The sequence below is a fragment of the Pseudomonas sp. SAS7 genome, from assembly GCF_052112345.1.
GTDB lineage: Bacteria > Pseudomonadota > Gammaproteobacteria > Pseudomonadales > Pseudomonadaceae > Aquipseudomonas > Aquipseudomonas putida_Q.
This window is the reverse complement of sequence record NZ_JBEGGO010000009.1, coordinates 177,890-201,743: the sequence shown is the minus strand read 5'-3', so window position 1 is coordinate 201,743 and position 23,854 is coordinate 177,890. Positions and strand designations below refer to the sequence as shown.

General features: G+C 59.7%; 20 protein-coding genes and 1 pseudogene. 14 read left to right on the top strand and 7 right to left on the bottom strand.

The window, feature by feature from the left end:
- Positions 1–135: 135 nt before the first annotated feature.
- A complete protein-coding gene (gene cynR / locus ABI582_RS16495) occupies positions 136–1,023 on the bottom strand; it encodes a transcriptional regulator CynR (protein WP_019471979.1) in 888 nt (295 codons plus the stop codon).
- 110 nt (positions 1,024–1,133) lie between these two features.
- Here cynR and ABI582_RS16490 point away from each other — a divergent pair, with 110 nt between their 5' ends.
- The 11 genes and pseudogenes from ABI582_RS16490 to ABI582_RS16440 all read left to right on the top strand — a co-directional run bounded on the left by ABI582_RS16490 (position 1,134) and on the right by ABI582_RS16440 (position 13,048).
- The gene (locus ABI582_RS16490; RefSeq protein WP_442119722.1) at positions 1,134–1,793 is read left to right on the top strand and encodes a carbonic anhydrase; all 660 of its coding nucleotides are present in this window, start codon (positions 1,134–1,136) and stop codon (positions 1,791–1,793) included.
- A 39-nt stretch (positions 1,794–1,832) separates the two neighbouring features.
- Positions 1,833–2,303, top strand: coding sequence for a cyanase (gene cynS, locus ABI582_RS16485; RefSeq protein ID WP_019471981.1), 471 nt, complete (start codon positions 1,833–1,835; stop codon positions 2,301–2,303).
- Between the two features lie 111 nt (positions 2,304–2,414).
- A complete protein-coding gene (locus ABI582_RS16480) occupies positions 2,415–2,672 on the top strand; it encodes a DUF2790 domain-containing protein (protein WP_132841725.1) in 258 nt (85 codons plus the stop codon).
- 45 nt (positions 2,673–2,717) lie between these two features.
- Positions 2,718–3,734 carry an alpha/beta hydrolase gene (locus ABI582_RS16475; protein ID WP_442119721.1) on the top strand — a complete coding sequence of 339 codons (1,017 nt, stop codon included), beginning with the start codon at positions 2,718–2,720 and terminating at the stop codon, positions 3,732–3,734.
- Positions 3,735–4,020: 286 nt separating this feature from the next.
- Positions 4,021–4,451, top strand: a pseudogene (locus ABI582_RS16470) (hypothetical protein).
- Positions 4,452–4,495: 44 nt separating this feature from the next.
- The gene (locus ABI582_RS16465) at positions 4,496–5,383 is read left to right on the top strand and encodes a LysR substrate-binding domain-containing protein (protein WP_403007510.1); all 888 of its coding nucleotides are present in this window, start codon (positions 4,496–4,498) and stop codon (positions 5,381–5,383) included.
- Between the two features lie 150 nt (positions 5,384–5,533).
- The gene (gene acnA, locus ABI582_RS16460) at positions 5,534–8,212 is read left to right on the top strand and encodes an aconitate hydratase AcnA (RefSeq protein ID WP_442119720.1); all 2,679 of its coding nucleotides are present in this window, start codon (positions 5,534–5,536) and stop codon (positions 8,210–8,212) included.
- Positions 8,213–8,467: 255 nt separating this feature from the next.
- Complete coding sequence (locus ABI582_RS16455; RefSeq protein WP_442119767.1) at positions 8,468–9,520, top strand: lactonase family protein; 1,053 nt, start codon at positions 8,468–8,470, stop codon at positions 9,518–9,520.
- Between the two features lie 60 nt (positions 9,521–9,580).
- Positions 9,581–10,897: an MFS transporter gene (locus ABI582_RS16450; protein WP_019472011.1), complete on the top strand. Its 1,317-nt coding sequence runs from the start codon at positions 9,581–9,583 to the stop codon at positions 10,895–10,897.
- A gap of 151 nt (positions 10,898–11,048) precedes the next feature.
- Positions 11,049–12,302, top strand: a complete 1,254-nt coding sequence (locus tag ABI582_RS16445) for an OprD family porin (protein WP_442119719.1) — start codon at positions 11,049–11,051, stop codon at positions 12,300–12,302.
- 20 nt (positions 12,303–12,322) lie between these two features.
- Entirely contained in the window at positions 12,323–13,048 is a 726-nt protein-coding gene (locus tag ABI582_RS16440) for a transporter substrate-binding domain-containing protein (protein WP_019472013.1), read from the top strand.
- Between the two features lie 308 nt (positions 13,049–13,356).
- Here ABI582_RS16440 and ABI582_RS16435 read toward each other — a convergent pair whose 3' ends face one another.
- Together ABI582_RS16435 and ABI582_RS16430 are read right to left on the bottom strand one after the other, a co-directional pair.
- Entirely contained in the window at positions 13,357–13,998 is a 642-nt protein-coding gene (locus ABI582_RS16435) for a 3-oxoacid CoA-transferase subunit B (RefSeq protein WP_003251131.1), read from the bottom strand.
- An 8-nt stretch (positions 13,999–14,006) separates the two neighbouring features.
- Positions 14,007–14,702, bottom strand: a complete 696-nt coding sequence (locus tag ABI582_RS16430) for a 3-oxoacid CoA-transferase subunit A (RefSeq protein ID WP_010954768.1) — start codon at positions 14,700–14,702, stop codon at positions 14,007–14,009.
- A 368-nt stretch (positions 14,703–15,070) separates the two neighbouring features.
- Here ABI582_RS16430 and ABI582_RS16425 point away from each other — a divergent pair, with 368 nt between their 5' ends.
- Together ABI582_RS16425 and ABI582_RS16420 are read left to right on the top strand one after the other, a co-directional pair.
- Complete coding sequence (locus tag ABI582_RS16425) at positions 15,071–17,257, top strand: methyl-accepting chemotaxis protein (protein ID WP_442119718.1); 2,187 nt, start codon at positions 15,071–15,073, stop codon at positions 17,255–17,257.
- Between the two features lie 129 nt (positions 17,258–17,386).
- Entirely contained in the window at positions 17,387–18,265 is an 879-nt protein-coding gene (locus tag ABI582_RS16420) for a LysR substrate-binding domain-containing protein (RefSeq protein ID WP_016487999.1), read from the top strand.
- A 188-nt stretch (positions 18,266–18,453) separates the two neighbouring features.
- Here the strand turns inward: ABI582_RS16420 and ABI582_RS16415 are convergent, their stop codons facing one another.
- Positions 18,454–19,671 (bottom strand): amidohydrolase family protein, encoded by a 1,218-nt coding sequence (locus ABI582_RS16415; RefSeq protein ID WP_442119717.1) that lies wholly within the window; start codon positions 19,669–19,671, stop codon positions 18,454–18,456.
- Between the two features lie 282 nt (positions 19,672–19,953).
- On the opposite strand from ABI582_RS16415, the gene ABI582_RS16410 reads away from it, so the two are divergent.
- A complete protein-coding gene (locus ABI582_RS16410; protein ID WP_019472017.1) occupies positions 19,954–21,108 on the top strand; it encodes an MFS transporter in 1,155 nt (384 codons plus the stop codon).
- Positions 21,109–21,144: 36 nt separating this feature from the next.
- Here the strand turns inward: ABI582_RS16410 and ABI582_RS16405 are convergent, their stop codons facing one another.
- The 3 genes from ABI582_RS16405 to ABI582_RS16395 form a co-directional block, all read right to left on the bottom strand.
- A complete protein-coding gene (locus ABI582_RS16405) occupies positions 21,145–22,038 on the bottom strand; it encodes an SMP-30/gluconolactonase/LRE family protein (protein ID WP_442119716.1) in 894 nt (297 codons plus the stop codon).
- Positions 22,039–22,064: 26 nt separating this feature from the next.
- Positions 22,065–22,883 (bottom strand): NAD-dependent epimerase/dehydratase family protein, encoded by an 819-nt coding sequence (locus ABI582_RS16400; protein WP_442119715.1) that lies wholly within the window; start codon positions 22,881–22,883, stop codon positions 22,065–22,067.
- 74 nt (positions 22,884–22,957) lie between these two features.
- Positions 22,958–23,683, bottom strand: a complete 726-nt coding sequence (locus ABI582_RS16395) for an oligogalacturonate-specific porin KdgM family protein (RefSeq protein WP_258908933.1) — start codon at positions 23,681–23,683, stop codon at positions 22,958–22,960.
- Positions 23,684–23,854: the final 171 nt, after the last annotated feature.

Below are 23,854 nucleotides of genomic sequence, written 5' to 3'. Positions count from 1 at the left end.
CCTGATCCTTCACAGCGGAAGGATCAGGTTTTTTGCTTCCCCACGGTGTCGACATGGTAGTCGCGCCGAAACCCACCGCAAGTGCCGTCTCCCTTCCCTGAGCGCCGAGCCGCGCCATCAGCCCGCGTGGCTATCTCACCCATCAAGACCGCTGGACACTTCTTTAGCCAGCTCGATGAAAACCCCCACCGCTGCACTTAGATAGGCTTCCTTTCGCCGTAAAAGAACGGCAGTTCGCTGCAAACGTTCTGGCTCCAGGGTGATGGCCACTAGGTCGTCATGAGCCAACGCAATTCTGGCAGGCAGCAACGTCGAAAGATGCGTTCGTCGAACGATCTCAATCACTGCCCCAAGAGCATTGACCTCCATCTGCACCTGAGGGCGAATCGCGTGTTTGCGGCAGTAGCGGTCGATTTGGTCACGAGTGGCAAACTCTGTACTGAGCAGAACCAGAGACTCAACACTCAGGCCTTTCGATGTAATTGCCCGCTCCTCGGCCAAACGGTGTTTTCGGTTCACCACTAGAGCGAGCGTTTCGTTCAGCAAGGGGATTGCTTCAATGTCCGGTGTATTTATTTCATCGAACGCGATCCCTACGTCCAGTTCTCCTGCCAAAAGCAATTCCTCGATGCGCTCTTGGGAGATCTCTTTCAGATTGACGGTGATTTTGGGATGCCTGGAGTGAAATGCCTCGATCAGCGGCCCCACCAGATAGGTCGTGAATGTTGGCGTTACGGCAATGCGTAATGAGCCACGGCTGAGGTCGCTCACGTCATGGATAGCGTTCTTAGCTTCCCGCAACTCCTGATACGCACGGCGTGCATAGAGAAGGTAGACATCGCCTGCGTCTGTCAGCCGCGTTGTGCGCCCTGAGCGGTCGAACAATTGGGCTCCAAGACTTTCTTCCAACTGCCTTACTTGCTGCGAAAGGGCCGGCTGAGAGACATGCAGAGCCGCTGCAGCTTTCGTGAAACTGAGATGTTCAGCAACCGCCAGGAAATACTGGATGTGTCGAGCGAGCATAAGTTGATCCATAAGATTATCTGATCTACTGCATAATAAATGAGACTTTTACCTTATGTCATGTGTTGCTTAATCTTTGTCTCACACCCAGCGACATTGAGACAGCAACCATGAAAGCGATCATCGACGGTTTTCTGAAATTCCAGCAAAACGCCTTTCCTGAGCGGGTCAAACTGTTCAAGGACTTGGCCAACCAGCAAAGCCCGAAGGCGCTGTTCATCTCCTGCTCAGACAGCCGACTGGTGCCTGAACTGGTCACTCAGCGCGAGCCAGGCGATCTGTTTGTAATTCGTAACGCCGGCAACATCGTGCCGTCGTATGGCCCGGAGCCTGGCGGCGTTTCGGCCTCGGTCGAATACGCGGTGGCCGGACTCAACGTCGCAGACATCGTGATCTGCGGTCACTCGGACTGCGGAGCAATGACCGCTATCGCAACCTGCAAGTGCCTGGATCACATGCCTGCTGTAGCCGGTTGGTTGCGTTACGCCGACTCGGCCAAGGTGGTTAACGAAGCCCGTCAGCACCTCGATAAGCCCAGCAAAGTCGCTTCCATGGTGCGCGAAAACGTCATCGCGCAACTGGCCAACATCCAGACCCACCCATCCGTTCGCCTGGCGCTCGAAGAAGGTCGCGTCACGCTGCATGGCTGGATCTATGACATCGAAACCGGGTGTATCGATGCCTTTGATGGCAGCACCGGCACCTTCGTGTCTCTCGCCGAAAACCCTGAAGTTCACGCCGTATCCCAACAAGCCAGGCACGTTGCCTGAAACCTATACCTGCACCTTTACCTACCCAGGAGATTCACCATGATCCAGACTCAAGCTACTCGCACCGCTCGCCAGGAACTGACCGAAATCATCATCCTGGCCAAGGCCCGCAAGGATCTTTCCTTCGCCGAAATCGTTGATGGCACCGGCCTGTCCGAAGCCTTCGTCACTGCCGCCCTGCTTGGCCAGCACCCACTGCCTGAAAGCGCCGCCAAGGTCGTAGGTGAAAAGCTCGACCTCGATGCTGATCAAGTCACTCTGCTGCAATCGATGCCAATTCGTGGCAGCTTCTTCGACGGCGTACCGAGCGATCCGACCATCTACCGCTTCTACGAGATGATGTCGGTGTACGGCACCACCCTCAAAGCGCTGGTTCACGAGAAGTTCGGTGACGGCATTATCAGCGCCATCAACTTCAAGCTGGATATCAAGAAAGTCGAAGACCCGGACGGTGGTCACCGCGCTGTGATCACCCTGGACGGCAAGTACCTGCCTACCAAGCCTTTCTGATGCAACTCAGCCCGGCGTCAGAACTGCGCCGGGCTACCCCCAACCCTTTACTCCGACCGAGCGCCGTATGAGTGCGCTGGCCTCCTTACGCCCCCAATACAGGTGATTGCTATGAAGCTGTTACTCGTTTTGTTCCTCGGCTGCCTTGGTTCTGTCGCTATGGCCGACGACCAGGTTACTCAGACTGCGCAGCTTACGGTGGAGCCCTATCGCTACGCTCAGCACCTCGATATCGCGCACGTTGTGGCTGTTACCCCGGTACCTAATGTCTGCGATGTGGTGCCAATGCAGCTGACTTACGACGATTCCAAAGGCGACCGTCACATCATGGAGTACCGCGTTATAGGGAATGGTTGTTCCAACAACTAACCCACGACCCAACGACTACCGGCCCATCGCCAAGGAACTTGAACCATGAAGTTGTCACGCACACTCACCGCCGGCCTTCTTGCCATTGCCGTTAATAGTGCATTCGCTGCGGGTGGCCCTGGTGTCGAAACCACTACCCAGGCGTTTCTTCAAGCCCTGGAAGCAGGCGGTGGTAAACCGCTGGAAACCCTCTCGCCGAAAAACGCCCGCGCCGTGCTGAGCGGTGCCCAGGCCAGCGTGAAGGTAGATCTCGCGGGTATCCAGATCGAGCGTCGGAGCATCGAGGTAGAGGGCAGAAGCCTGGATATTCGGGTTATACGTCCAGAAGGGGCAGAGGGCGACTTGCCTGTGTTCATGTTCTTCCATGGCGGGGGTTGGGTGCTTGGTGATTATCCCACCCATGAACGCCTGATCCACGACCTGGTAGTAGGGTCTGGTGCGGCAGCGGTTTACGTCGACTACACGCCGTCGCCGGAAGCGAAGTTCCCCACAGCGATCAATCAAGCTTACGGCGCCACACGCTGGGTTGCCGAACACGGTAAGCAGATTGGTGTCGATGGAAGCCGTCTCGCGGTTGTGGGAAATAGTGTCGGTGGGAACATGGCCGCTGTGGTTGCGATCAAGGCCAAAGAGGCCGGCACCCCCAAACTGCGTTTCCAGGCGCTCTTGTGGCCGGTGACGGATGCAGACTTCAGCAGCGGCTCTTACAACCGCTTCGCCGAAGGTCACTTCCTTACTCGTGGCATGATGAAATGGTTCTGGGACAACTACACCACCGATCCGCAACAGCGAAGCGACATCCACGCCTCACCACTGCGCGCTACCTTGGAGCAGCTGCAAGGCCTACCACCAGCTTTGGTACAGACTGCCGAAATGGATGTACTGCGGGACGAGGGTGAAGCTTACGCCCGTAAGCTCAATGCGGCAGGCGTGCCGGTTACTGCCGTTCGATACAACGGCATGATTCACGACTACGGCTTACTCAATGTACTCGCCCAGGTTCCCAGCGTCCGTGATGCGATGAGTCAAGCCGCTCAGGCGATCAAGCAGCACCTGGAGTAATCGCAAAAATAAGTCGAAGACAGCCAGTCAGATAGCGAATGCTACTGCTCCGCTTGGCCTCCATGTGTGAACTAGGCAGCAAGCGGAGCGCACCGGCCCCGGAGGGGCCAGAGGCGTGCGGAGGGAAGCCCGGAGGGCCGCAACCTTGCGGTTCGAAGGCTTCGCGCTTCGAGAACACACTGTTGACCGCTCGATAATTCTCAGAAGAGTGGCAGCCCTTTACGATGGCTCACGCATCCTAGATGCAACCCAAATGGACAAACGTTATGAATAATGGAGCGCCCCAATGCTCAACTTCAGCGCGCACCTAGGTTTTCAGTTCACTGAGCTACCTTTTCTCCAGCGCTTCGCTGCAGCCTCCCTAGCAGGCTTCAAAGCGGTAGAGTTTCCTTCCCCTTATGCCTACGACGCTTCGGTGCTAGGCGATCTGCTTCAAGAGCACAAGTTGAAGCTTGTTCAGTTCGCAGCCCCCGTTGGTGAGACGAAGGGCCTTGCAGCCGTTCCGGGGAAAGAAGACGAGTTTCGTCATGGCCTGAAGGTTATCTGCACAGAAACTGCGCTAGGTTACTTCTTTTCGGATTTCCACAAGGCGCAGGACGCTCTTGAGCGTTTTTGCAACAGCTTGACTATAGCGGCTGGGTGGGCTGCGAGTACCATCCTTCTGGTGTGACTACGGACACGCTTGGATGGATGAGCCGATTCAAGAGCGATCTGTGACCGCCTTCGCGGAGCTTGAAAAGCTACCTACCAGGAATTGAACATTGCGCTACGACCTTACCAGCCTTGACCTTTTCATCACTGTTGCCCAGGAGCGGAACCTCACGCGTGCCGGTCGAATCAAGCATGTCGCAGTTTCGGCCATCAGCAAAAGGATCACTGAGCTCGAGGCGCAGATCGGCTCCCCGCTACTGCTGCGTAATGCTAGGGGGGTAGAGCTGACCCCAGCAGGTCAATCCCTGTTGTTTTACGCCAGGCAACTCAAGCAAACCATGGCCCAGCTCGACACCGAATTGAGTGGGTATGCAAGCGGAGTCAAAGGACACATTCGAATCCACGCGATCACTTCCGCGTTGTCCCAATTTTTGCCTCAGGACGTTGATGGTTTTGCCCAGCTCTACCCACAGATCAAGTTTGATATCGAGGAGCGAGTTGGCTCTGCTGTGATTCGAGCGGTAGCTGATGGCCGAGCTGACCTTGGGATCATCGCAGCACAAACTGCCTCTGAGGGCCTTGAGACCCTGACGTACAGGCATGACGAGTTGACCCTGGTGGTTCCAGGTGGCCATGAGCTGGCCACGCGTAAGGTCATCAAATTCAAGGAGGTGCTGGAGCATGAATTCGTTGGCCCTCACCTTGAAAGCTCGATGCACACCTTGCTGACAGCGGAGGCCGCCAAGCTGGGTATGAGCCTCAAGTTACGTATTCGGATTAGCAGCTTCGACTGCATGTGCAGGATGGTGTCTGCCGGGCTGGGTATCGCTGTGCTGCCTCGTAGTGTCATCAACCAGTATCTGCGCAGCCACAAGCTCAAGGCTGTGACCCTGGATGAGCCATGGGCACACCGCACGCTGTTACTGGTGGTCAGAAAGTACGAAGCCGCATCCCCCACGCTCAAAACGTTCATCGATCACCTGAAGCTACCAGAGTAGAGCAGTCCGTCAGCGTTCTCGTTTGGAGAACGCTGTTGTGGTAATTGACCAATTTTCATCCCCGCAGACTGCTCTTAGTATCGGCTCAACCGCCTAAGGCATGGCTCCGCGCATGCCTGCTAGCACTATAAGAAGCCGAGCGAAATGAGCATGACCGAGACTGCCTGCGACCTCTTTACTCCCCTGACAATCAACGATGATTCGTTCACGATTGTCGATCTGGGCAAGATGCTCGATCTCAGCCAGCTGGCAAAGCTGCCGTATTCCATTCGTATCCTGCTGGAGAACGTTGCACGCTGCTCTCCAGAAGCCTTGCCGTCAGTGTTGGCGAGAGCTACCGGGCAGGGCCCGGACTGCGAAGTACCTTTCCAGCCCAACCGCCTGATGTTCCATGACACCACCTGCCTGCCTGCTTTGGCCGACTTCGCCGGCATGCGGGATGTTGTCGCCGAGCTGGGTGGCGATCCACAGGCGATGAACCCGCTGATCCCCGCTGTACTGACTATCGACCACTCGGTAATCGTCGAGCGCTACGCCGAGGCGAACGCGGTCGAGCAGAACCTGGACATCGACTTCCGCCGCAACAGCGAGCGCTACCGTTTCATCAAATGGGCTCAGAAGAGCCTGGACAACTTCGGTGTGATCCCACCGGGTACCGGCATCATTCACCAGATGAACATGGAGGCGTTGGCCCAGGTCGTTTGGGAAAGTCGCGCAGCGAACGGGGAGCGCCTGCTCCACCCTGACGACATGGTCGCCACCGACAGCCACACGCCGATGATCAATGCCATTGGTGTGCTGGGCTGGGGCGTTGGTGGGCTGGAAGGGCAAGCTGCCATGGTGGGTGAACCGGTACCGATCAGCTTCCCGAAAGTGATCGGTATCCGCGTGACCAATGCCATGCGCCCAGGTGTAACAGCCACCGATTTGTCCCTGCATGTGGCAGAAATTCTGCGCAAGCGCTCGGTCGTGGGCAAGTTCGTGGAGTTCACTGGGCCAGGCCTCTCCACGCTTAGCTGGGCAGCACGTGGCACAGTCTCCAACATGGCGCCCGAGTACGGGGCGACAGTTGTGTTCTTCCCGTTCGACAACGAGACGTTGGCCTACCTGGAGCTCAGCGGTCGTTCGGCCAAGTTGCGCGAGCAAGTCATCGCCTACATGAGCGCCCAGCCGCTGTGGCGTCGTGACGAATTGGCCGAGCCGGAATTCGACGAGCTCATCGAGCTTGATCTGGCGAGCATCGAGCCGAGTGTTGCAGGCCCGCACCAACCGCACCAACGTCAGCCACTTTCCAAGGCCGCAGCGTCGTTCCAGGATGAAGTGCTGGGCGGCGGCAAGCTGATCACAGCCCCGCAAGAGCAGAGCTTCTTCGAGCCTTCTTTTGGTGAGTCGATCACTCACGGCGCTGTGGTGATGTCGGCTATTACCAGCTGTACCAACACCGCAAACCCGGCGCAGATGATCCAGGCGGGTTTGCTGGCCCGTAAAGCCCGGAGCCTTGGCCTTCAGCGTAAGCCGTGGGTCAAGACATCGCTCTCGCCTGGCTCGCAGGTGGTCGCAGACTACTTGGCTGAAGCCAACCTGCTGGAAGACTTTTCTGCATTGGGCTTCGATCTGGCGGGCTTCGGTTGCATGACCTGCATCGGCAACTCGGGGAAGCTCCAAGAGCACGTTGAGCATTTCGCCGATCAGGGCCTCAAAGGCGTGGTCGTGTTGTCCGGCAACCGAAATTTCGAAGGCCGGGTGAACCCGAAAGTACCAGCAGGCTATCTGGCATCCCCGGCGCTGTGCGTTGCCTACGCCATCGCCGGTACCATCGATATCGACCTGACTTCGCAGCCGCTTGCCACGGATGCTGAGGGCCAGCCGGTATTCTTGCAGGATCTCATGCCAAGCGATGCTGACATTGCCGATGAGGTCGCCAAGGTGGTGAAGCCGGAGTTCTTCCAGCATCGCCTGGCGACTGTCTGGGACGGTACGCACCATTGGCAGGCGCTTTCTGCCGAGGGTAGTGTCCAGTTTCCCTGGAGGCCCGAGTCTACCTACCTGCGACGTCCGCAATACCTGGCGGATATCCAGGCGGAGCCTAAAGCGTCCCTGGCTATCAATGGTGCCCGGGCGCTGATGGTGCTTGGCGACAACGTCACCACTGACCACATCTCGCCAGCAGGCGCGATCCCTGCCAATAGCTTGGCGGGCCAGTGGTTGCTCGAACGTGGTGAGGATCCACAGGACCTCAACCAGTATTCCACGCGTCGCAGTAACCATGAAGTGATGCTGCGTGGTGCCTTCACCAACAAATCAGTGAAGAACCGTCTCCTTGGCGATCAGCAGCCAGGGCTGGGCGCCTGGGCGTGGAATGCTGACCACAGCGAATGCTTACCGCTGTACGAGGCTGCCAAAAGCTATGCCCTGCACAAGACACCGATGGTGGTTTTTGCAGGTATCAACTACGGCGCTGGCTCCAGCCGTGACTGGGCCGCGAAGGCACAGGCCCTGCTTGGGGTGAAGGCGGTGGTTGCGCAAAGCATCGAGCGTATTCACCGCAGCAATCTGATCGGCATGGGCGTACTGCCTCTGGTCTTCAAACCTGGCCAAAGCGTTGACGACCTTCGTTTGGATGGCAGCGAGCAGTTCGATTTCCTGGGCCTTGATGAGCTGGCTGTAGGGGAGAACCTGATCAAGCTGATCGTTCATCGCGCCGATGGCCGTCGTGATGAAGCCGAGGTTATTGCGCGTGTGGATTCGCAGCAGGAAGTGCGCTACCTGGCCAACGGTGGTGTGCTCCCGTTCGTGATCCGCAAGGTTGTTGCCCGCACTCGGGCTTGATGTTTAAAGGCCCCATGCGGGGCCCTACTTGGCCAAAACAATAAGAAGGACTCGTCCATGGATCGCGAACAATCCAACGTTGTTGCGCCTGACCTCGCGTGCGTCACGCACGCAGGATTATGCCGTCGCACGCTGATCAAGCACTTAGGTACAGCCACAGGCCTCGGTATCCTGGGCTCGTTGCTACCTGCAGGGTTGGTCAGCGCCGCGAGTGCCATGTCTTCAAACAATTCTGCAAGCGGGAGTAATACCCCAATGTTCGCTTATGTCGGATCGCGCACAACCCGGGAGCGCAATGCCCGTGGTGATGGCATCACGGTCTATCGGTTGAATCAAGACGCCGGCACGCTGGAGCAGGTGCAGGTGGTCGACGACTTGGTGAATCCCTCGTTTCTTGCCCTCAATCGCGCCGGTGATCGCCTCTACACTGTTCATGGCGACCGCAGTGAGGTCAGTGCCTTCAGCGTCGACAAGGCAAGTGGGAAGCTGACATTCCTCAACCGCCAAAGCTGTGAAGGAAAGAATCCGGTGCATTTGGCGCTGGACCCGAGTGAGCGGTTCCTGGTGGTTTCCAACCATATTACCGGCACCTTGGCAGTGCTCAATGTGGAAGAAAATGGCGCCTTGGGCGGTATCAATCAATTGCTCAAGCTTGAAGGCCCCACTGGCCCTCATCGGGTTGAGCAGCCATTCGCCAAGCCGCATTTCAACCCGTTTGATGCAACAGGGAACTACGTTCTGGTACCGGATAAAGGCCTGGATCGAGTGTTCAGCTTCCGCTTTGACAACGGCAAGCTGCACCCTGCCGACCAGCCATTCGCTGTTGCCCGGGAGGGTTCTGGCCCGCGTCATATCGCAATGCACCCCAAAGCCGGTTTCGCCTATGTGATCAACGAGCTGGACTCAACCGTTACCAGCTACCGTTTCGACTCCCGCAGTGGTGCCCTGCAACCGTTCCAGGTGTTGCCGTCGCTGCCCGCGAGCTATACCGGCAACAGCCGCGCGTCCGAGATCGAAGTGGACCGCAGCGGGCGTTTCCTCTATGCCTCCAATCGCGGTTACGACAGCATCGCTGTGTTCAAGATTGATCAGGGAAGTGGCCTGCTGAGTGCTGTCGACTTCGTGCCTAGCGAAGGGAAAACGCCGCGTTTCTTCAGCCTGACGCCAAATCAGCGTTTCCTGTTTGCACTCAATGAGGACAGCGACAGCATCGTGTCATTTGCCGTCCATCCGCAGACCGGTGGTTTGAGCAAGACAGATTTTTCGATTTCGACCGGCAGCCCGGTCTGCATGATCTTTTCCGCCTGATACCTGCTGCAACGATAACAATTAAAGGGCGAGCTACGGTTCGCCCTAGATGAGGTCTCTATGAACAACAACAAAACTGTCGATGAGCAGGCTGTCGTTCGCAAGGTTACCTTGCGGATCATCCCGTTCATGTTCTTGCTGTACATCGTCTCCTACCTGGACCGCGCCAATATCGGTTATGCCGCGCTGGAGATGAACAAGGAACTCGCCCTGACCAGCGAGGCGTTCGGTTTCATTTCCGGGATCTTCTTCATCGGCTATTTCCTGTTCGAAGTCCCGAGCAACGTGATGCTCAACAAATACGGTGCGCGGGTCTGGATAGCCCGAATCCTGGTGACCTGGGGCCTGATTGCTGCCGCTACCGCCTTCGCCCAGACCGCCAACCAGCTCTACGTGCTGCGCTTTTTCTTGGGCGTGGCCGAGGCGGGCTTCTTTCCGGGCGTGATCGTCTACCTGACCTACTGGTTCCGCTCGAAGGAGCTGGCCACGACCGTCGCGCTGTTCACGGCGGCAATCCCGGTCAGCTACATCATAGGCGCGCCGCTTTCGACCTGGATCATGGACAACATCAAGTGGCTGGACTGGAGCGGCTGGCGTTGGATGCTGTTCCTCGAAGGCGTCCCGGCCGTGTTCCTTGGCATAGCCTGCTTCTTGTTCCTGACTGACAAACCGGAGCAGGCCAAATGGCTTACCCAGCAGGAGAAAGACTGGCTGCTCGCCGAGCTCGAGCGTGATCGCCAGAGCCGCAAGAACGTCAAGCGACTGGGTGTGTTCAAGACAATGGTCAACAAGAAGGTGCTGTACCTGGCCTTCATCTATTTCGTGTACCAGTGCGGCAGCCTGGGTGTGGGTTACTGGATGCCGCAGATCATCAAAGGCTTCTCCAGCGAGCTCACGCACACGCAAATCGGTTTGATCGCAATGCTGCCCTATATCGTTGCGACGGTAGCGATGGTTATTTGGTCGCGAAGCTCTGATCGACGAAACGAGCGCAAGATGCATTCTGCGATCCCCCTTGCAGTGGCGGCCCTGGGCCTGGTGGGGGCGGGCATGTTGTCCAGTCCTGTGGCCTCGATGGCGATGATCTGTGTGGCATTGTCGGGTCTCTACAGCTTCAAATCCCCGTTCTGGGCACTGCCCACCCTGTTCCTTGATCGTGCTACCGCAGCGGTATCCATCGCAGTAATCAACTCCATCGGCAACCTGGGTGGCTTCGTTGGCCCATCAATGATTGGCGTGGTTAAAGGCAACAGCCAGAGCGCCGCTACCGGCCTGCTGTTCCTCAGCGCACTGCTGCTCATCGCGTTCCTGATGACTGCACTGATGCGTGTGACCAACAAAGAGCCCGATCAGCCAGTAGCCGCTTCAGCCCACTGACCTGCTGACACCTGCTAACAGAGTCGCTCTTACAGGGCATTCCAATCTTTGTAAGGGCGGTTCCAGAGCGCGTAGCAATCCCCGTAACGAATAATTTCTTCCTGGCCTGTTCCGGGTCGGGCAGCGTCATGCCAAAAAATGGAATCGCCAGATGCACAACAACAAAAACATCCTGCGCACCCTGATCACTCTGTCCCCGTGCCTGGTCGTCGGTACCGCCGGTGCAGAAGGTTTTGCCGAGGACAGCAAGGCAAGCCTGCAACTGCAAAACTACTACTTCAATCGCGATTTTCGCGAGGGTGCCGGCCAGTCCAAGCGGGAAGAATGGGCCCAGGGATTCCTCTTCGATTTCCGCTCTGGTTACACCCCAGGCACTGTGGGCTTTGGCCTTGATGCGTTGGGAATGCTGGGTATCAAGCTGGATTCAAGCCCTGACCGATCCGGTTCCGGCCTGCTGCCGGTGCATGACGATGGGCGCGCTGCCGATGAGTTCAGTCGTCTCGGCCTGACCGCCAAGGTGAAGGTTTCCGAAAGCGAGCTCAGGTACGGAACACTCATCCCTAAGCTACCGACCGTGCAGGCCAATACCGGGCGGATACTGCCGCAGACCTTCGAAGGTGGCTTGCTGACCAGTAACGAAATCGAGGGCTTCACGCTGACGGGTGCACGCTTCAATCGCGTGACTGATCGTGACTCGACCGACGCTCAGAAAATCACCCTGAACAACAAGAACCGCAGGTTTACCGGTGCTGTGGAAGGTGATGATTACTGGGTGGGCGGATTTGATTACGCGGTTAACAAAGGGCTGACACTTAGCTACCAGTACGCCGAACTGCAGGACGTGTACCGGCAAAACTTTTTGGGTATCAATCACACGTGGAGCATTGGCCCCGGTAAGCTCAAAAGCGATTTGCGCTACATGCTGAGCGACGATGCTGGCAACGCGAATGCTGGCGCCATCGACAGTGGTGCGCTCAGTGGGTTGTTCACTTATAGCCTGGGCGGCCATGCATTTGGCCTCGGGCTACAGAAAATGAACGGTGACACTTCGATGCCATTTCTCAATGGCACGGATCCGTACCTCACCAACTATATCCAGATCAACGATTTCGCCGAGCCTGGCGAACGCTCCTGGCAGCTGCGTTACGACTACAACTTTGCCGCCATCGGCATCCCTGGGCTGACGTTCATGAGTCGCTATGTCAAAGGCGATCACGCTGATGCAGCTACCCATGCCGGTGAAGGCCGTGAGTGGGAGCGCAATACTGATATTGCATACGTGTTCCAGTCCGGGGCATTGAAAAATGTTGGTATCCGTTGGCGCAATGCGGCCTACCGCGCGAACCTTGCGCGTGGCGCGGATGAGAATCGCTTGATCGTTTCGTATACCTTGCCAATCTGGTAAATCCCTTTCAGGAGATCCCTATGACAACCATCACCCCCGCGGTACTCGATGACCTGGCTCCAGGTGGCGTCATGCACGCTGCCATCAATTTTGGTAACCCCGTGCTCGCTCAGCGTGGCCCGAATGGCGAGCCACAAGGCGTATCCGTTGCACTTGCCAAAGCCCTTGCGCAAGAACTGGGTGTGAAGCTGGAAATGCGCACTTTCGATGCCGCAGGCAAAGTCTTTGCCGCGTTGGACGAGGGGGTATGGAGCCTGGCGTTTCTGGCTATCGAGCCGGTGCGTGAGGCGCAGATCTCGTTCAGCGAACCCTACGTCATTATTGAAGGCACGTACCTCGTTGAGCGCGATTCTCCATTCCAGTCGGTGGCTGATCTGGACCAAGCCGGGCTGAAGCTGGCCGTGGGCAAGGGGGCTGCCTACGATCTGTTTCTGACCCGTACCCTGAAGAACGCCGAGCTTGAACGCGCGGACACGTCCGCAGGGGCGGTTGATCTGTTCCTTGAACAAAAACTCGATGCGGCTGCGGGCGTGCGCCAACCCTTGCAGAAGGTAGCTGATCTCGACCCGCGCTATCGCGTGCTGGATGATGCCTTCACCTCAATCCGCCAGGCAATGGCGGTGCCACGTGGACGGGATGCGGGCGCGGCATACGTAAGGGCATTCGTTGAGCGAAAAAAAGCTGAAGGTTTCATTCATGCGGCTCTGGCTCAGAGCGGCCAGGCGGACGTGACCGTCGCACCTTGAATCGTGCCAAGAAAGCGATAGTCTCGGGCTGAAATGGGGTGATGCTTGGGATAGTGGCTGTTGGTCGGGGCCATGGGGGCTGCTGTGCAGCCCATCGCAGGCAAGCCAGCTCCTACAGGTACTGCGCAGCTTTCGATGCTGGCGCATCAACTTGTAGGAGCGGCCTTGTGCCGCGAAAGGGCCGCAAAGCGGCCCCCGGATTTTGGCGTTACATCCACTGTTGCTGGGGCTGCTTCACAGCCCTTTCGCGGCACAAGGCCGCTCCTACAAAGGTCCGCGTAAGGCAACAGACTGTGTAAGCCGGAAGATCACTTGATCAGTGGCACACCGCTGAGCTTCTGCAACTCGTCAAAGTCGATATCTGCACAAATCTCGACCACTTTCAGCCCTTCAGGCGTCACTTCCAGTACGGCCAGGTCGGTGTAGATGCGGCTGACGCACGCAATGCCGGTCAGCGGGTAGGTGCACTCGGGCACCAGCTTGCTTTCGCCGGTCTTGGTCAGGTGGTCCATCATCACGAACACCTGGCGGGCGCCGGTGGCCAGGTCCATCGCGCCGCCTACGGCCGGGATCGAACCTTCGGCGCCGGTGTGCCAGTTGGCCAGGTCACCCTTGACCGAGACCTGGAAGGCGCCCAGTACGGCGATGTCCAGGTGGCCGCCACGCATCATCGAGAACGAGTCGGCATGGTGGAAGAAGGCACCACCGGTCAGCAGGGTGACGTGCTGTTTGCCGGCGTTGATCAGGTCATCGTCTTCCTCGCCCGGCGCAGGGCTTGGGCCCATGCCCAGCAGGCCGTTCTCGCTGTGCAGGAAGACTTCCTTGTCGCCCAGGTAGTTGGCCACCAGGGTCGGTGCGCCAATGCCCAGGTTTACGTACGCGCCTTCCTGGATGTCTGCGGCCACGCGCTGGGCCATCTCGGTGCGGGAGAGCTTTTTGGTGATGGTCATGGCAGGCCTCAGACAGCTTTGGCGATCGAAGAAGCGGCAGCACCGGTAACGGCAACCACACGCTGGACGAAGATACCCGGGGTGATGATGTGCTCCGGGTCCAGTTCACCCAGTTCGACAACCTGGTCGACCTGGGCAATGGCGGTCTTGGCAGCCATGGCCATGATCGGGCCGAAGTTGCGCGCGGCCTTGCGGTAGGTCAGGTTGCCCCAACGGTCACCCTTGTGCGCCTTGATTAGCGCAAAGTCGGCGTGCAGCGGCATTTCCAGCACGTACATGCGGCCGTCGATTTCACGGGTCTCCTTGCCTTCGGCCAGCAGGGTGCCGTAGCCGGTCGGCGAGAAGAACGCACCAATGCCCGAACCTGCTGCGCGGATGCGCTCGGCCAGGTTGCCTTGCGGGACCACTTCCAGCTCGATCTTGCCGGCCCGGTACAGTTCGTCGAACACGTAGGAGTCGGACTGGCGCGGGAACGAGCAGACCACCTTGCGCACGCTGCCCGCCATGAGCAGGGCGGCCAGGCCGATCTCGCCGTTTCCGGCGTTGTTGCTGATAATGGTCAGGTCGCGGGCACCGGTTGCGATCAGGCCATCGATCAGCTCGGACGGCATGCCGGCCGTGCCAAAGCCACCGACCATGATGGTCGAACCGTCGGTGATCCCTTCCACCGCGCTGGCGATGGACTCGTACGTTTTATTGATCAAGGCGAGCTCCTGGTTGTTCCTGGAGTATGGTTGTCGGGCTGGCCGGCGCTTTTAAGCGATGAGGCCTGTCAGCGCTTGAAATTGTTTGCTGACTTTCGCTATAGCGTGCCGCAAGATAGGGCAACAGTAGAGGGGGTTTAGCGGAATTTGTGCGATTATCGAACTGTTGTGCGATGTGCGAGCAGTTCTGGCGGCTATTTGTCACATTCCGGATAAGGGCCTGATTTCATCTGGTTTGCGCCTCGGTGGTGCATTCAGGGCCTGCCCATAACCTTTCATGCACAAGTGCTGTGCATTCAATGACTTGAATTCCCCATTAATCACCGCTCCCGCCGTTGGCGTGCGACTTGCTATCAGATTGCCATCCGATGTCGCGTATGGTGAAGATAATGTCGCTTTCCAGTGGTTCCATGGAGTTGTCATCGAGCGAGAAGGGCTGGCTGCCCTGGCTGGGTAAAACCGGAAAGCTCAGGATGGGCTGGGCATGTCACCTTAACCGGGCGAATTACCCGCAAATCGAGCAAACTTTCGAAGCCATTGCCCAGACCCGCGTGCGGTTGTTGCATGATTGGGCGTGCGAGCACTGGGAGCACTTGGCGGAACTAGCGGAACAACTCGCGCAAGGGTTCGCTCAACCCGACAGCACGCTGCTGCGGGACAAGCTGGCGCAGGCCGAAGACTTTTCCGAGTTGTTTGTCGTCGATGCTGCCGGCAGCATCATCGCCTCCACCTGGCCACAACGTGGTACGCCACGTATCGAGCACACTGCAGCGCTGGCCCAAGGCCTGAAGGCGCCGTTTCTGCATGGCCCCTACAGCGACCCGCTAACCCTGCGCATTGGTCCGTCATCCTCACGCTTCCACGATGAGGTGACGCTGATGTTCTACCAGCCGGTGAAGGCCGGTGGCAAAGTGCTCGGCTGCCTGTGCGGCCGGGTGCCCAACGATGTGCTGGGCGACCTGATACAGCGCGAGGCCGGGCATATTTTCGCCGAGTCGGGCGACAACTACCTGTTCATGGCGCAGTCGCGCTTCGACCCGGCGATCCAGCCCGGCACGGCGCTGTCGCGCTCGCGCTTCGAGGACGGCACCTTTACCCACGGCGAAAACCTCAAAAGTGGTGTGCACACGCCCTGGACCACCGTGCAGGTCCAGCGCCATACCGAGCTGGAACTGCGCTTCACCGACCCCTCCACGCGCGAACTGCACCCGGGGGTAAGGGAAACCATCAGGCGTGGTGCCAACCTGTTCGTGACCTACCCGGGTTACTCGGACTACCGCCACGTGCCGGTGGTCGGCAAGGGCGTAACGTTCCAGTTGCCGGGCTCGCCCGACCGCTGGGGCATGATGTGCGAGGCGGACCTGGAAGAGGTCTACCGACGCCGCTCGCTGAGCTATGGGTTGATGAAACCCTACGTGGCGACCATAGCCGGGTTGTTCGGTTGCAACTACCTGGTGCAGCACTATGCCGGCCTGCCGCAAGGGCTGAACGACGTGATTATGGCCGTGAGCATGCTCGGCGCCACGCTGGTGTTCGGCGTGTTCGGGCCCAAGCGCCTGGCAGCCAGGTTGAATGGCATGAGCGGCGTACTGCGCACCATCGCCGAGGGTGAAGGCAACCTGCGTCAGCGCCTGGACACCAGCACCCTGGGCAACGATGAGAGCGCCGACATGGCGCGCTGGATCAACAGCTTCATCGACCGCCTGGACGCGGTAGTGGGGCAAGTGGTGAAGGCCAGCCGTACGGTCGGCAGCACCAACCAGATGATGCTCGGGCGCAGCCAGGAGGCGAGTGTGAGCTCTGCCGATGTGGCGGACGCCGTGCACCACATGATGATCATCATGGAGGAACAGCTCGGCGAACTGCAGCAGGCATCGGTCAGCGCCGAGCAGATGAAGCAGGCGATGGACGAGGTGGTCAGCCGTGCCCGCGAGCAGTTTCTGGCGGTGCAGGCAGGTACCCAGTCGATTCGCGATGTGGTGGCGCGCTCGTCCTCCAGCGTGCAGCGGCTCGACAGCCGCATGGTCGAAATCGACAACATCACCGGGTTGATCAGCGACATCACCAACCAGACCAACCTGCTGGCGCTCAATGCTGCCATCGAGGCGGCGCGTGCCGGCGAGCATGGCCGTGGCTTTGCGGTGGTGGCCGACGAGGTGCGCAGCCTGGCCGCGCGAACCGCGCGGGCCGCCGAAGACATCCGCCACATGGTCGAGAGCCTTCAGGGCGAAACCCGCCAGGCCGTCAGCTTCATGGAGCAGGGCGTACAGGACGTCGACAACAGCCTGCGCCTTGCCGAAGACGCCTCCTCCGAGAACGTGCAACTGCACCAAGCCGTGGAGGGCATGTTCGCGATCATCCAGCAGCTCAACCGGCGTAGCGTGGAATATGGCAAGACCATCGACCAGGTCAACCAGTCCTCCAGCGAGATGCGCCAGACGGCGGTGGTGCTGCAGAGCAGCGCCCAGAAGGTGCGGGTGGATGCCGGCAAGTTGCAGAAGCTGGTGGGGCAGTTCGAGGTCAGTGGCGAGGGGAAGGGGGCCGCTGCAGCTTGAGCAAAAGACTGCATCCGCGAAAGGGTTCGTGCATGCATACAAGGCATGCCTTGCCCTCTGGCATTGCATCATCCACTCCAGCTTCAGGCATCATGTACCCAGCCCCATCCACAAAAGCTGAACCCGCAGATGCCTGACTCCATCAAACCCAACCGTGCCATCTATGACCTGGACATGCTCCGCACCGTGGTCATGGTGGCCGACTGCGGCAGTTTCACCACCGCTGCCGCGCGCCTGCACTCCACCCAGTCCACGGTCAGCCAGAAGGTGCGCCGGCTGGAGGAAATGGTCGGCCAGCAGTTGCTCGACCGCAGCAACCGCGAGGTGCACCCGACCGATGCGGGGGAAACCCTGCTGGGGTATGCGCGGCACCTGCTGGCGGTGAGCAGCCAGCTGACCGAGGCCATGTCGGGCGGGGTGACGGTGACCGTACGCATCGGCCTGCCGGACGATTTTGTCGCGGGCAAGACGATGCAGGCGCTGGCGGCTTTCAACCGGCGTAATCCGACGGTGAAGCTGGAGATTACCGGTGGGCTTAGCCGGGACTTGATGAGCACCTACGACCGTGGCGAGCTGGACCTGGTGTTGATCAAGCAACGGCGCCACAGCCGCGAGGCGAATGCGTGCCAGCCGGAGCGCATCGAGTGGATCGACAGTGCGCAGTACCCGTGTTTTGCCCAAGACCCTATTCCGCTGGTGACCTTTCCGCCGCGGGGGTTGTACCGGGATGACATGATCGGTGCGGTCGAGGCAATGGGGCGCAGTTGGCGGATCGCTTTTACCAGTTCGAGCCTGGCGGGGATTCAGGAAGCGGTGGCGAACGGGTTGGGGGTTAGCCTGTTGCCGTCGCGGGTGGTGACGGGTGGGCATCGAGTGCTCGGGGCGGAGCAGGGGTTCAAGCCCATCAAGGTGTTTGAGGCGGCGATTTTTCATCGGCCTACGGCGGACCCTATGGTCATGGCGCTGGCTGAAATTCTGATCGGGATCTTGCGGGCTGAGGCGGAATGAGCCTGCGCAGCCCATCGGCTGCGCCTTCGCTCAGCGTACAAAGCTCGAAACCGTGCCGCGTACCCTGTGGGAGCGGGTTTACCCGCGAAGAAGACAACGCGGTGTATGGCACCGGCGGTGCCGGTGTTCGCGGGTGAACCCGCTCCCACAGGGACCGAGCAGGGCTGAGATCTGAACTTCGCCTGCGGTTAACGGCGCAGTTCGGTAGCAAACTGCGCAGCCTTCAACTGCAACTGCGCAGGCCTGCCCCAGAACGCGCCGTGGCGCACAATCACCCGTTCATGAATGGCAGCCGCCACCGCAGCAGCAGCATTGGGTGCCTTGAACAGCACGAAGCTGGCCTCGTTACCAACCTTCAAACCATAGTCCTGTTTGCCCATCACCCCGGCACTGGCTTCGGTCGCCATTTCCAGCGCAACCCGCAGCTCTTCATCGGTATTGAAGCCCGAGCGGTAGCTGACCAGCATCGCCCGCTGCAGCATGTCGCCATTGCCGTAGGGCCACCAGGCGTCCTGGATGTTGTCGTTGCCGGTAAATACCCGCACGCCGCCGTTACGCAGGCGCAGCACGGGCGGGAAGGCGTGTTCGCCGGGGGCGTTGGTCATGATGGAGATGCCTGCGCCGGCCAGCACTTCGGCCGTGCGGTCTACTACGGCATCGGATACGTCGCCCAGGCCATAGGCGTGGCTGACCGCCACCAGGCCTTGCATGCCCAGTGCCTGGGTGCGTGCCGCAATGCGCTCGAGCTGGGCGATGCAGATATCGCCCGGCTCGTGCAGGTGAATGTCGACCTTCACGCCATGTCGTTCGGCGATGCCGAAGACAATGTCCAGCTGGGCGTCGGCGTCGCCGTCCAGGGTGGTCGGGTCGATGCCGCCGACTACCTGCACGCCTTCGCGGATGGCCGCTTCCATCACTTCAGCCGTACCGGGGCAGGTCACCACACCGGCCTGGGGGAAGGCCACCAGCTCGATGTCGAGCAGGTCTTTCCACTTGTCCCGGGCTTCGAGCATGGCGTGCAGGTTGGTCAGGCCGGTGGTGGCGTCCACGTCCACGTGGCAGCGCATCGCCAGGGTGCCGAACGAGGCGGCTTGGCGCATCAGCGCATCGGCGCGCTCGACGATGGGTGGGGCACTGGCCAGTTCGCGTTTTTCCACGGCCAGGCGCTCGCGCAGGCTGGCCACGGGTTGGTGCGGTCGCCAGCGGTCGCCGACAAAGCTCTTGTCCAGGTGGATGTGGCCATCGACAAAGCCTGGCAGCACCAGCAGGCCTTCAAGGTCGATGGTTTCACGGGCGGGGGTGTTGGCGCGTTGCGGGGCGATGTGGGTGATGCGCCCGTTGGTTACGGCAATGTGCAGGGGCAGGCCATCGGCGTCGATGGCGTTGATGAACTCACGGTCGTTCATGATCGGGCCTTTTCTACTGAGGCTTGGGTGACGTACCACGGTAGGGGGGATGCGGGTATGTCTCCAATTAATTATCAGGATCGGGTGCAGTGCATTTCTGGATGCAGGCAAAGGGCGGCGGCCTGCATTAAAAAGCCCACTGATATGGATGCCGATAATTAACTTTCAAAGCCTTCCATCTCGGCCCACGATTGCTCACCAGACCCGCCCAGCCGCCAGCTACGGCGCCTTCCAGGGCAGGTCGCCACACACAATAAAAACAAATGCCGTGTCGGGGTCCCCATGACGCAAGATTCCAAGCTGCTGCGTGCCGCGCTGATTTTCATTGCCTGTACTTCCTTCATCGTCTGTGGCGTACAACCCATCTTCATGGGGCTGGTCACGGAGCAACTGAGCCTGTCACTCGATCAGCAGGGCTGGGTGGTGTCGGTCGAGATGATCGGCATGACCCTGGGCACCTTGCTTTGCCCGGTGCTGATGAAGCGCCATGGCGGGCGCAGCCTGTGCCTGATCGTTGGCGCCCTGTGCGTGGCCTTGAGCATCGCGACCGCCTTTGCCACCACCAACACCCTGCTGCTGATCGTGCGCCTGGCGGCCGGCACCTGTGCGGGGTTGGTGTATGCCTATGCGGTGTCCACGCTGGGCCGCTTGCCCAACCAGGACCGCTCGTTCGGGTTGATGCTGTTGCTGCAAACGCCAGAGTACTCGCTGTTTTCGGCAGCGTTGCCGCTGCTGGCCGCGCAAAGTGGCACGGTGACCGCCTTGTGCGCGTTTGGCCTGTGGTACTTGCTGATCTGCGGCGCCAGCCTGGTGCTGCCGCGTCGCCCGGCGGCGTTGCTGGCCAGTGGCGAAGCCTCGCCTGCCCAGGGTGGTTCGGCGCGCACGGGGCGCACTGCGTTGGTGGGCATGTTGTTCATGCAGATCGCCATCTACTGCGTGTGGGGCTTCATCGACCAGTTGGCGCGAGACCAGGGTATCAGCGGGGTGGATATCGGCTGGGCGTTCGGCCTGTCGGCCCTTGGTGGTTTGCCGGGTGCGGGGCTGCCTAGCCTGTTGGGTGCGCGGGTCAATCGCCAGTTGATGATCGCCGTGGGGCTGGTGGCGGTGTTCATTTCCATCGCCATGCTCACTGGCCATACCCGCACGCCGATGCAGTTGTTTGTGGCGTTGTTGCTGATCAACTTTGGCTGGGTGCTGTCTTTGTCTTACTACATGGCGCTGATCACCACCAACGACCCGACCGGCAAGCTCACACCGCTGGTCAGCATCACGTTGATGGGGGCGGCAGCGGTGACGCCGGCGCTGATCGCCATGCTGGTGGAGGGCTCCAACCAGCAGCTGATTTTCCTGTTGGGTACCGGGGCGTTGGTGATTGCCTTTGCGGTTACTTGCCTTGGGGCAGGTCGCAGGGGGATGTCCAGCAAGGCTGCTTACTGAGCATACCCCTGGTAGCAGCCAATACCGGCCCAGGCTTCAGCCCCCGGCAATCGGTTCCGGCAAGCCCTTTACGCCGGGGTTTAGCGCGAACACGCCGCCGGCCAGTGGCTGGTCGCTCAGGTCGATGCCGTGTGGGCGAATCGACGTCACGAACAGCGTATCCAGCTGCGGGCCGCCGAATGCGCACATGGTCGGTTTCTTTACCGGTAGCGGCAGGGTGCGGTCCAGTTTCCCTTCGGGGGTAAAGCGCAGTACCTGGCCGGCATCGATCGCGCAAATCCAGTAGCAACCTTCGGCATCTACCGCAGCCCCGTCCGGTCGGCCGGGGTGCTGGTTCATGTCGACGAATATTCGGCGGTTGTGCGGTGTGCCGCTGTCGATGTCGTAGTCGAAGGCCCAGATCAGCTGAACGCTGGGGTGCGAGTCGGAGACATACAGTGTTTTGCCGTCCGGGCTGAACGCCATGCCGTTGGGCACGATCAGCTTGTCCAGTCGTGCTTGCATTGGCTTTACCGTTGCGTCCGCCGTCGCGTCATATCGGTAAAGCGCACCCACCGGTTCGGCGCCCATGTTTGTTTGCATCGTACCGGCCCAGAAGCGCCCCTGGCGGTCGCAACGCCCGTCATTGAAACGCATGCCGGGCCTCGCGTGTTCGACGCTGGCGCGCTTGTCGGCAACCAGGCAACCGTCAGCCTGGGGGGTGAGGTGGAAGACCCCGCTCTCCAGGGCCCCAAGCCAGTGGCCTTGCTGGCTACGGACGATGCAGCCGAGCATTTCGTCTGCGGCCCAGTGACGGGTCTGGCCATCTGGTTGCCAGCGGTGCAGGCGGCCTGCCGGTATATCCACCCAGTACAAGGCATTTTCCTGTGGGTGCCAGACCGGGCTTTCGCCTGTGGCATTGCGTGCATCGGTAATCAGTTCGGCTGTCATGGAAGAGTTGCGTGCTCCATCAGGGTTTAGTCGCCAAAAGGGCCGGCAGCGGTGAAGGCGCCACCTTGCAGGTGGGCTGTCGGGTCGTCTGTAGCAGGCTTTGGCTGCTGCTCCAGGGCCGTGCGGAAGCGCTCGGCACTGTCCTTCGGATTGAAGTCCAGGTGTGCGGCGTGGCGGTTGCTCCACCAGAGGTCGCGGTTGGCTGATACACCGTACACCACGGTATGGCCGACGTTTTCGGCAAGCAATGCGCGCTCTACCAGATGCGCCAGGTCGCCGTAGCTCAGCCAGGTGGACAGCATGCGCACATTGCGTGGTTCGGGGAACGAAGAGCCGATGCGCAGGCTGACGGTTTCGATGCCGTAGCGGTGGAAGTAGAACGTGGCCAGGTCTTCGCCGTAGGCCTTCGACAGCCCGTAGTAGCAGTCTGGTCGGCGCGGCGAATGCGCATCTACCTGTTCGCCTTGAGGGTAAAAGCCGGTGACATGGTTCGAGCTGGCGAACACCACGCGCTTGATGCCGTGCTTTCGGGCGGCCTCATAGATGTGGAAGGTACCGACGATGTTGGCTTGCAGAATCTCTTCGAAGGCACGCTCGGTGGAGATGCCGCCCAGGTGCACGATGGCGTCCACATCCTGGGCCAGGGCCAATACGCCGGCCTTGTCGGCCAGGTCGCAGTTGATGACTTGCTCATGCTCGCCTGCAGCCGCTGCCATGGGGCTGATGTCTGATACGCGCACGATGTTGGCGTGTGCTTGCAGTGCTTCGCGAAGCACTTGCCCGAGCCCGCCGGCGGCGCCGGTGAGCAGCAGGCGGTTAAAGGGTTTGCGGGTGGTCGTGGTCATTGTCGGATGCCTTTTGCTGAAACTGCATGAGGGTGCCGTGGTGCAACGACACCGGCATGGTCGGGCAGTTGCCCTTACAGGAAGTTGTACTGGATGCCCAGGCGCCAACGAGCCTGGCGATCGTCCGTGTAGCTGTTGACCTTGATGTCACCCACTTCCATGAATGGCGCCCACTGTTTGTTGAGCTTGTACTTGATGATCAGGTTCTGCTCGTAGTCGCGCTTCTTGTTGTCGTAGCGGATGTAGTCGGTGGTGAAGTGGATGTACTGGTACTCGAATGCCCACGGGCCGCTGGGGGTATAGCCGAGCCAGCCTTCAAGGCGGGTGGTGTTCTGGTTGTCCTTGGCGCGGTCTGCCTTGCTGTGGTCGACCTGATCCCGGTCGAGGTTGCGTGCGTCGTGGCGCACGCGGGTAGCGACGTACCAGGTGTCGCTGAGCTTGTAGTTGTACTTCAAGCCGAACTTGTAGGTGGTTGCGTCCTTGGAGCTGTCCATCTGGAAGGCGGGGGTCCAGGTCGACTTGGGGCTCATCTTGTAGTTGTAGTCCACGGTGAACTCATGGCCGTTGTTGACCATGTTGTCGTAGGCGACGTCTTCGCGGTCGCCGGCAGTCTTGTATTTGATTTCTGCGGCAAACCCCAGGCCGCTGTCCTTGCGGTAACTCAGCTTTATCCGGTCGGAGTGAATGCTGTCGTCTTCGGTGTACCCATGCCGGTAGTTGATGCTGGCGGAGTCCGCGCAGGCGTAGAACGACAAGCCGAGGGTGCTGGCGGCGATAAGGCGGCGAAGTGTGTTGTTCATGCGATCTCTTTTTTTGTTTTTGTTGAGGACGTGATGAGGCGTGTGAGCAAGGTGGGTGAGGTGGTGAGCGCTCCGTGATTTTTAAAATAAGTTATCGTACGACTGTGGGGCTGTCTACGAATTATTGAAATGTTGTCTGATCACATTGGCTGAAGGCTCTAATACGGTAGT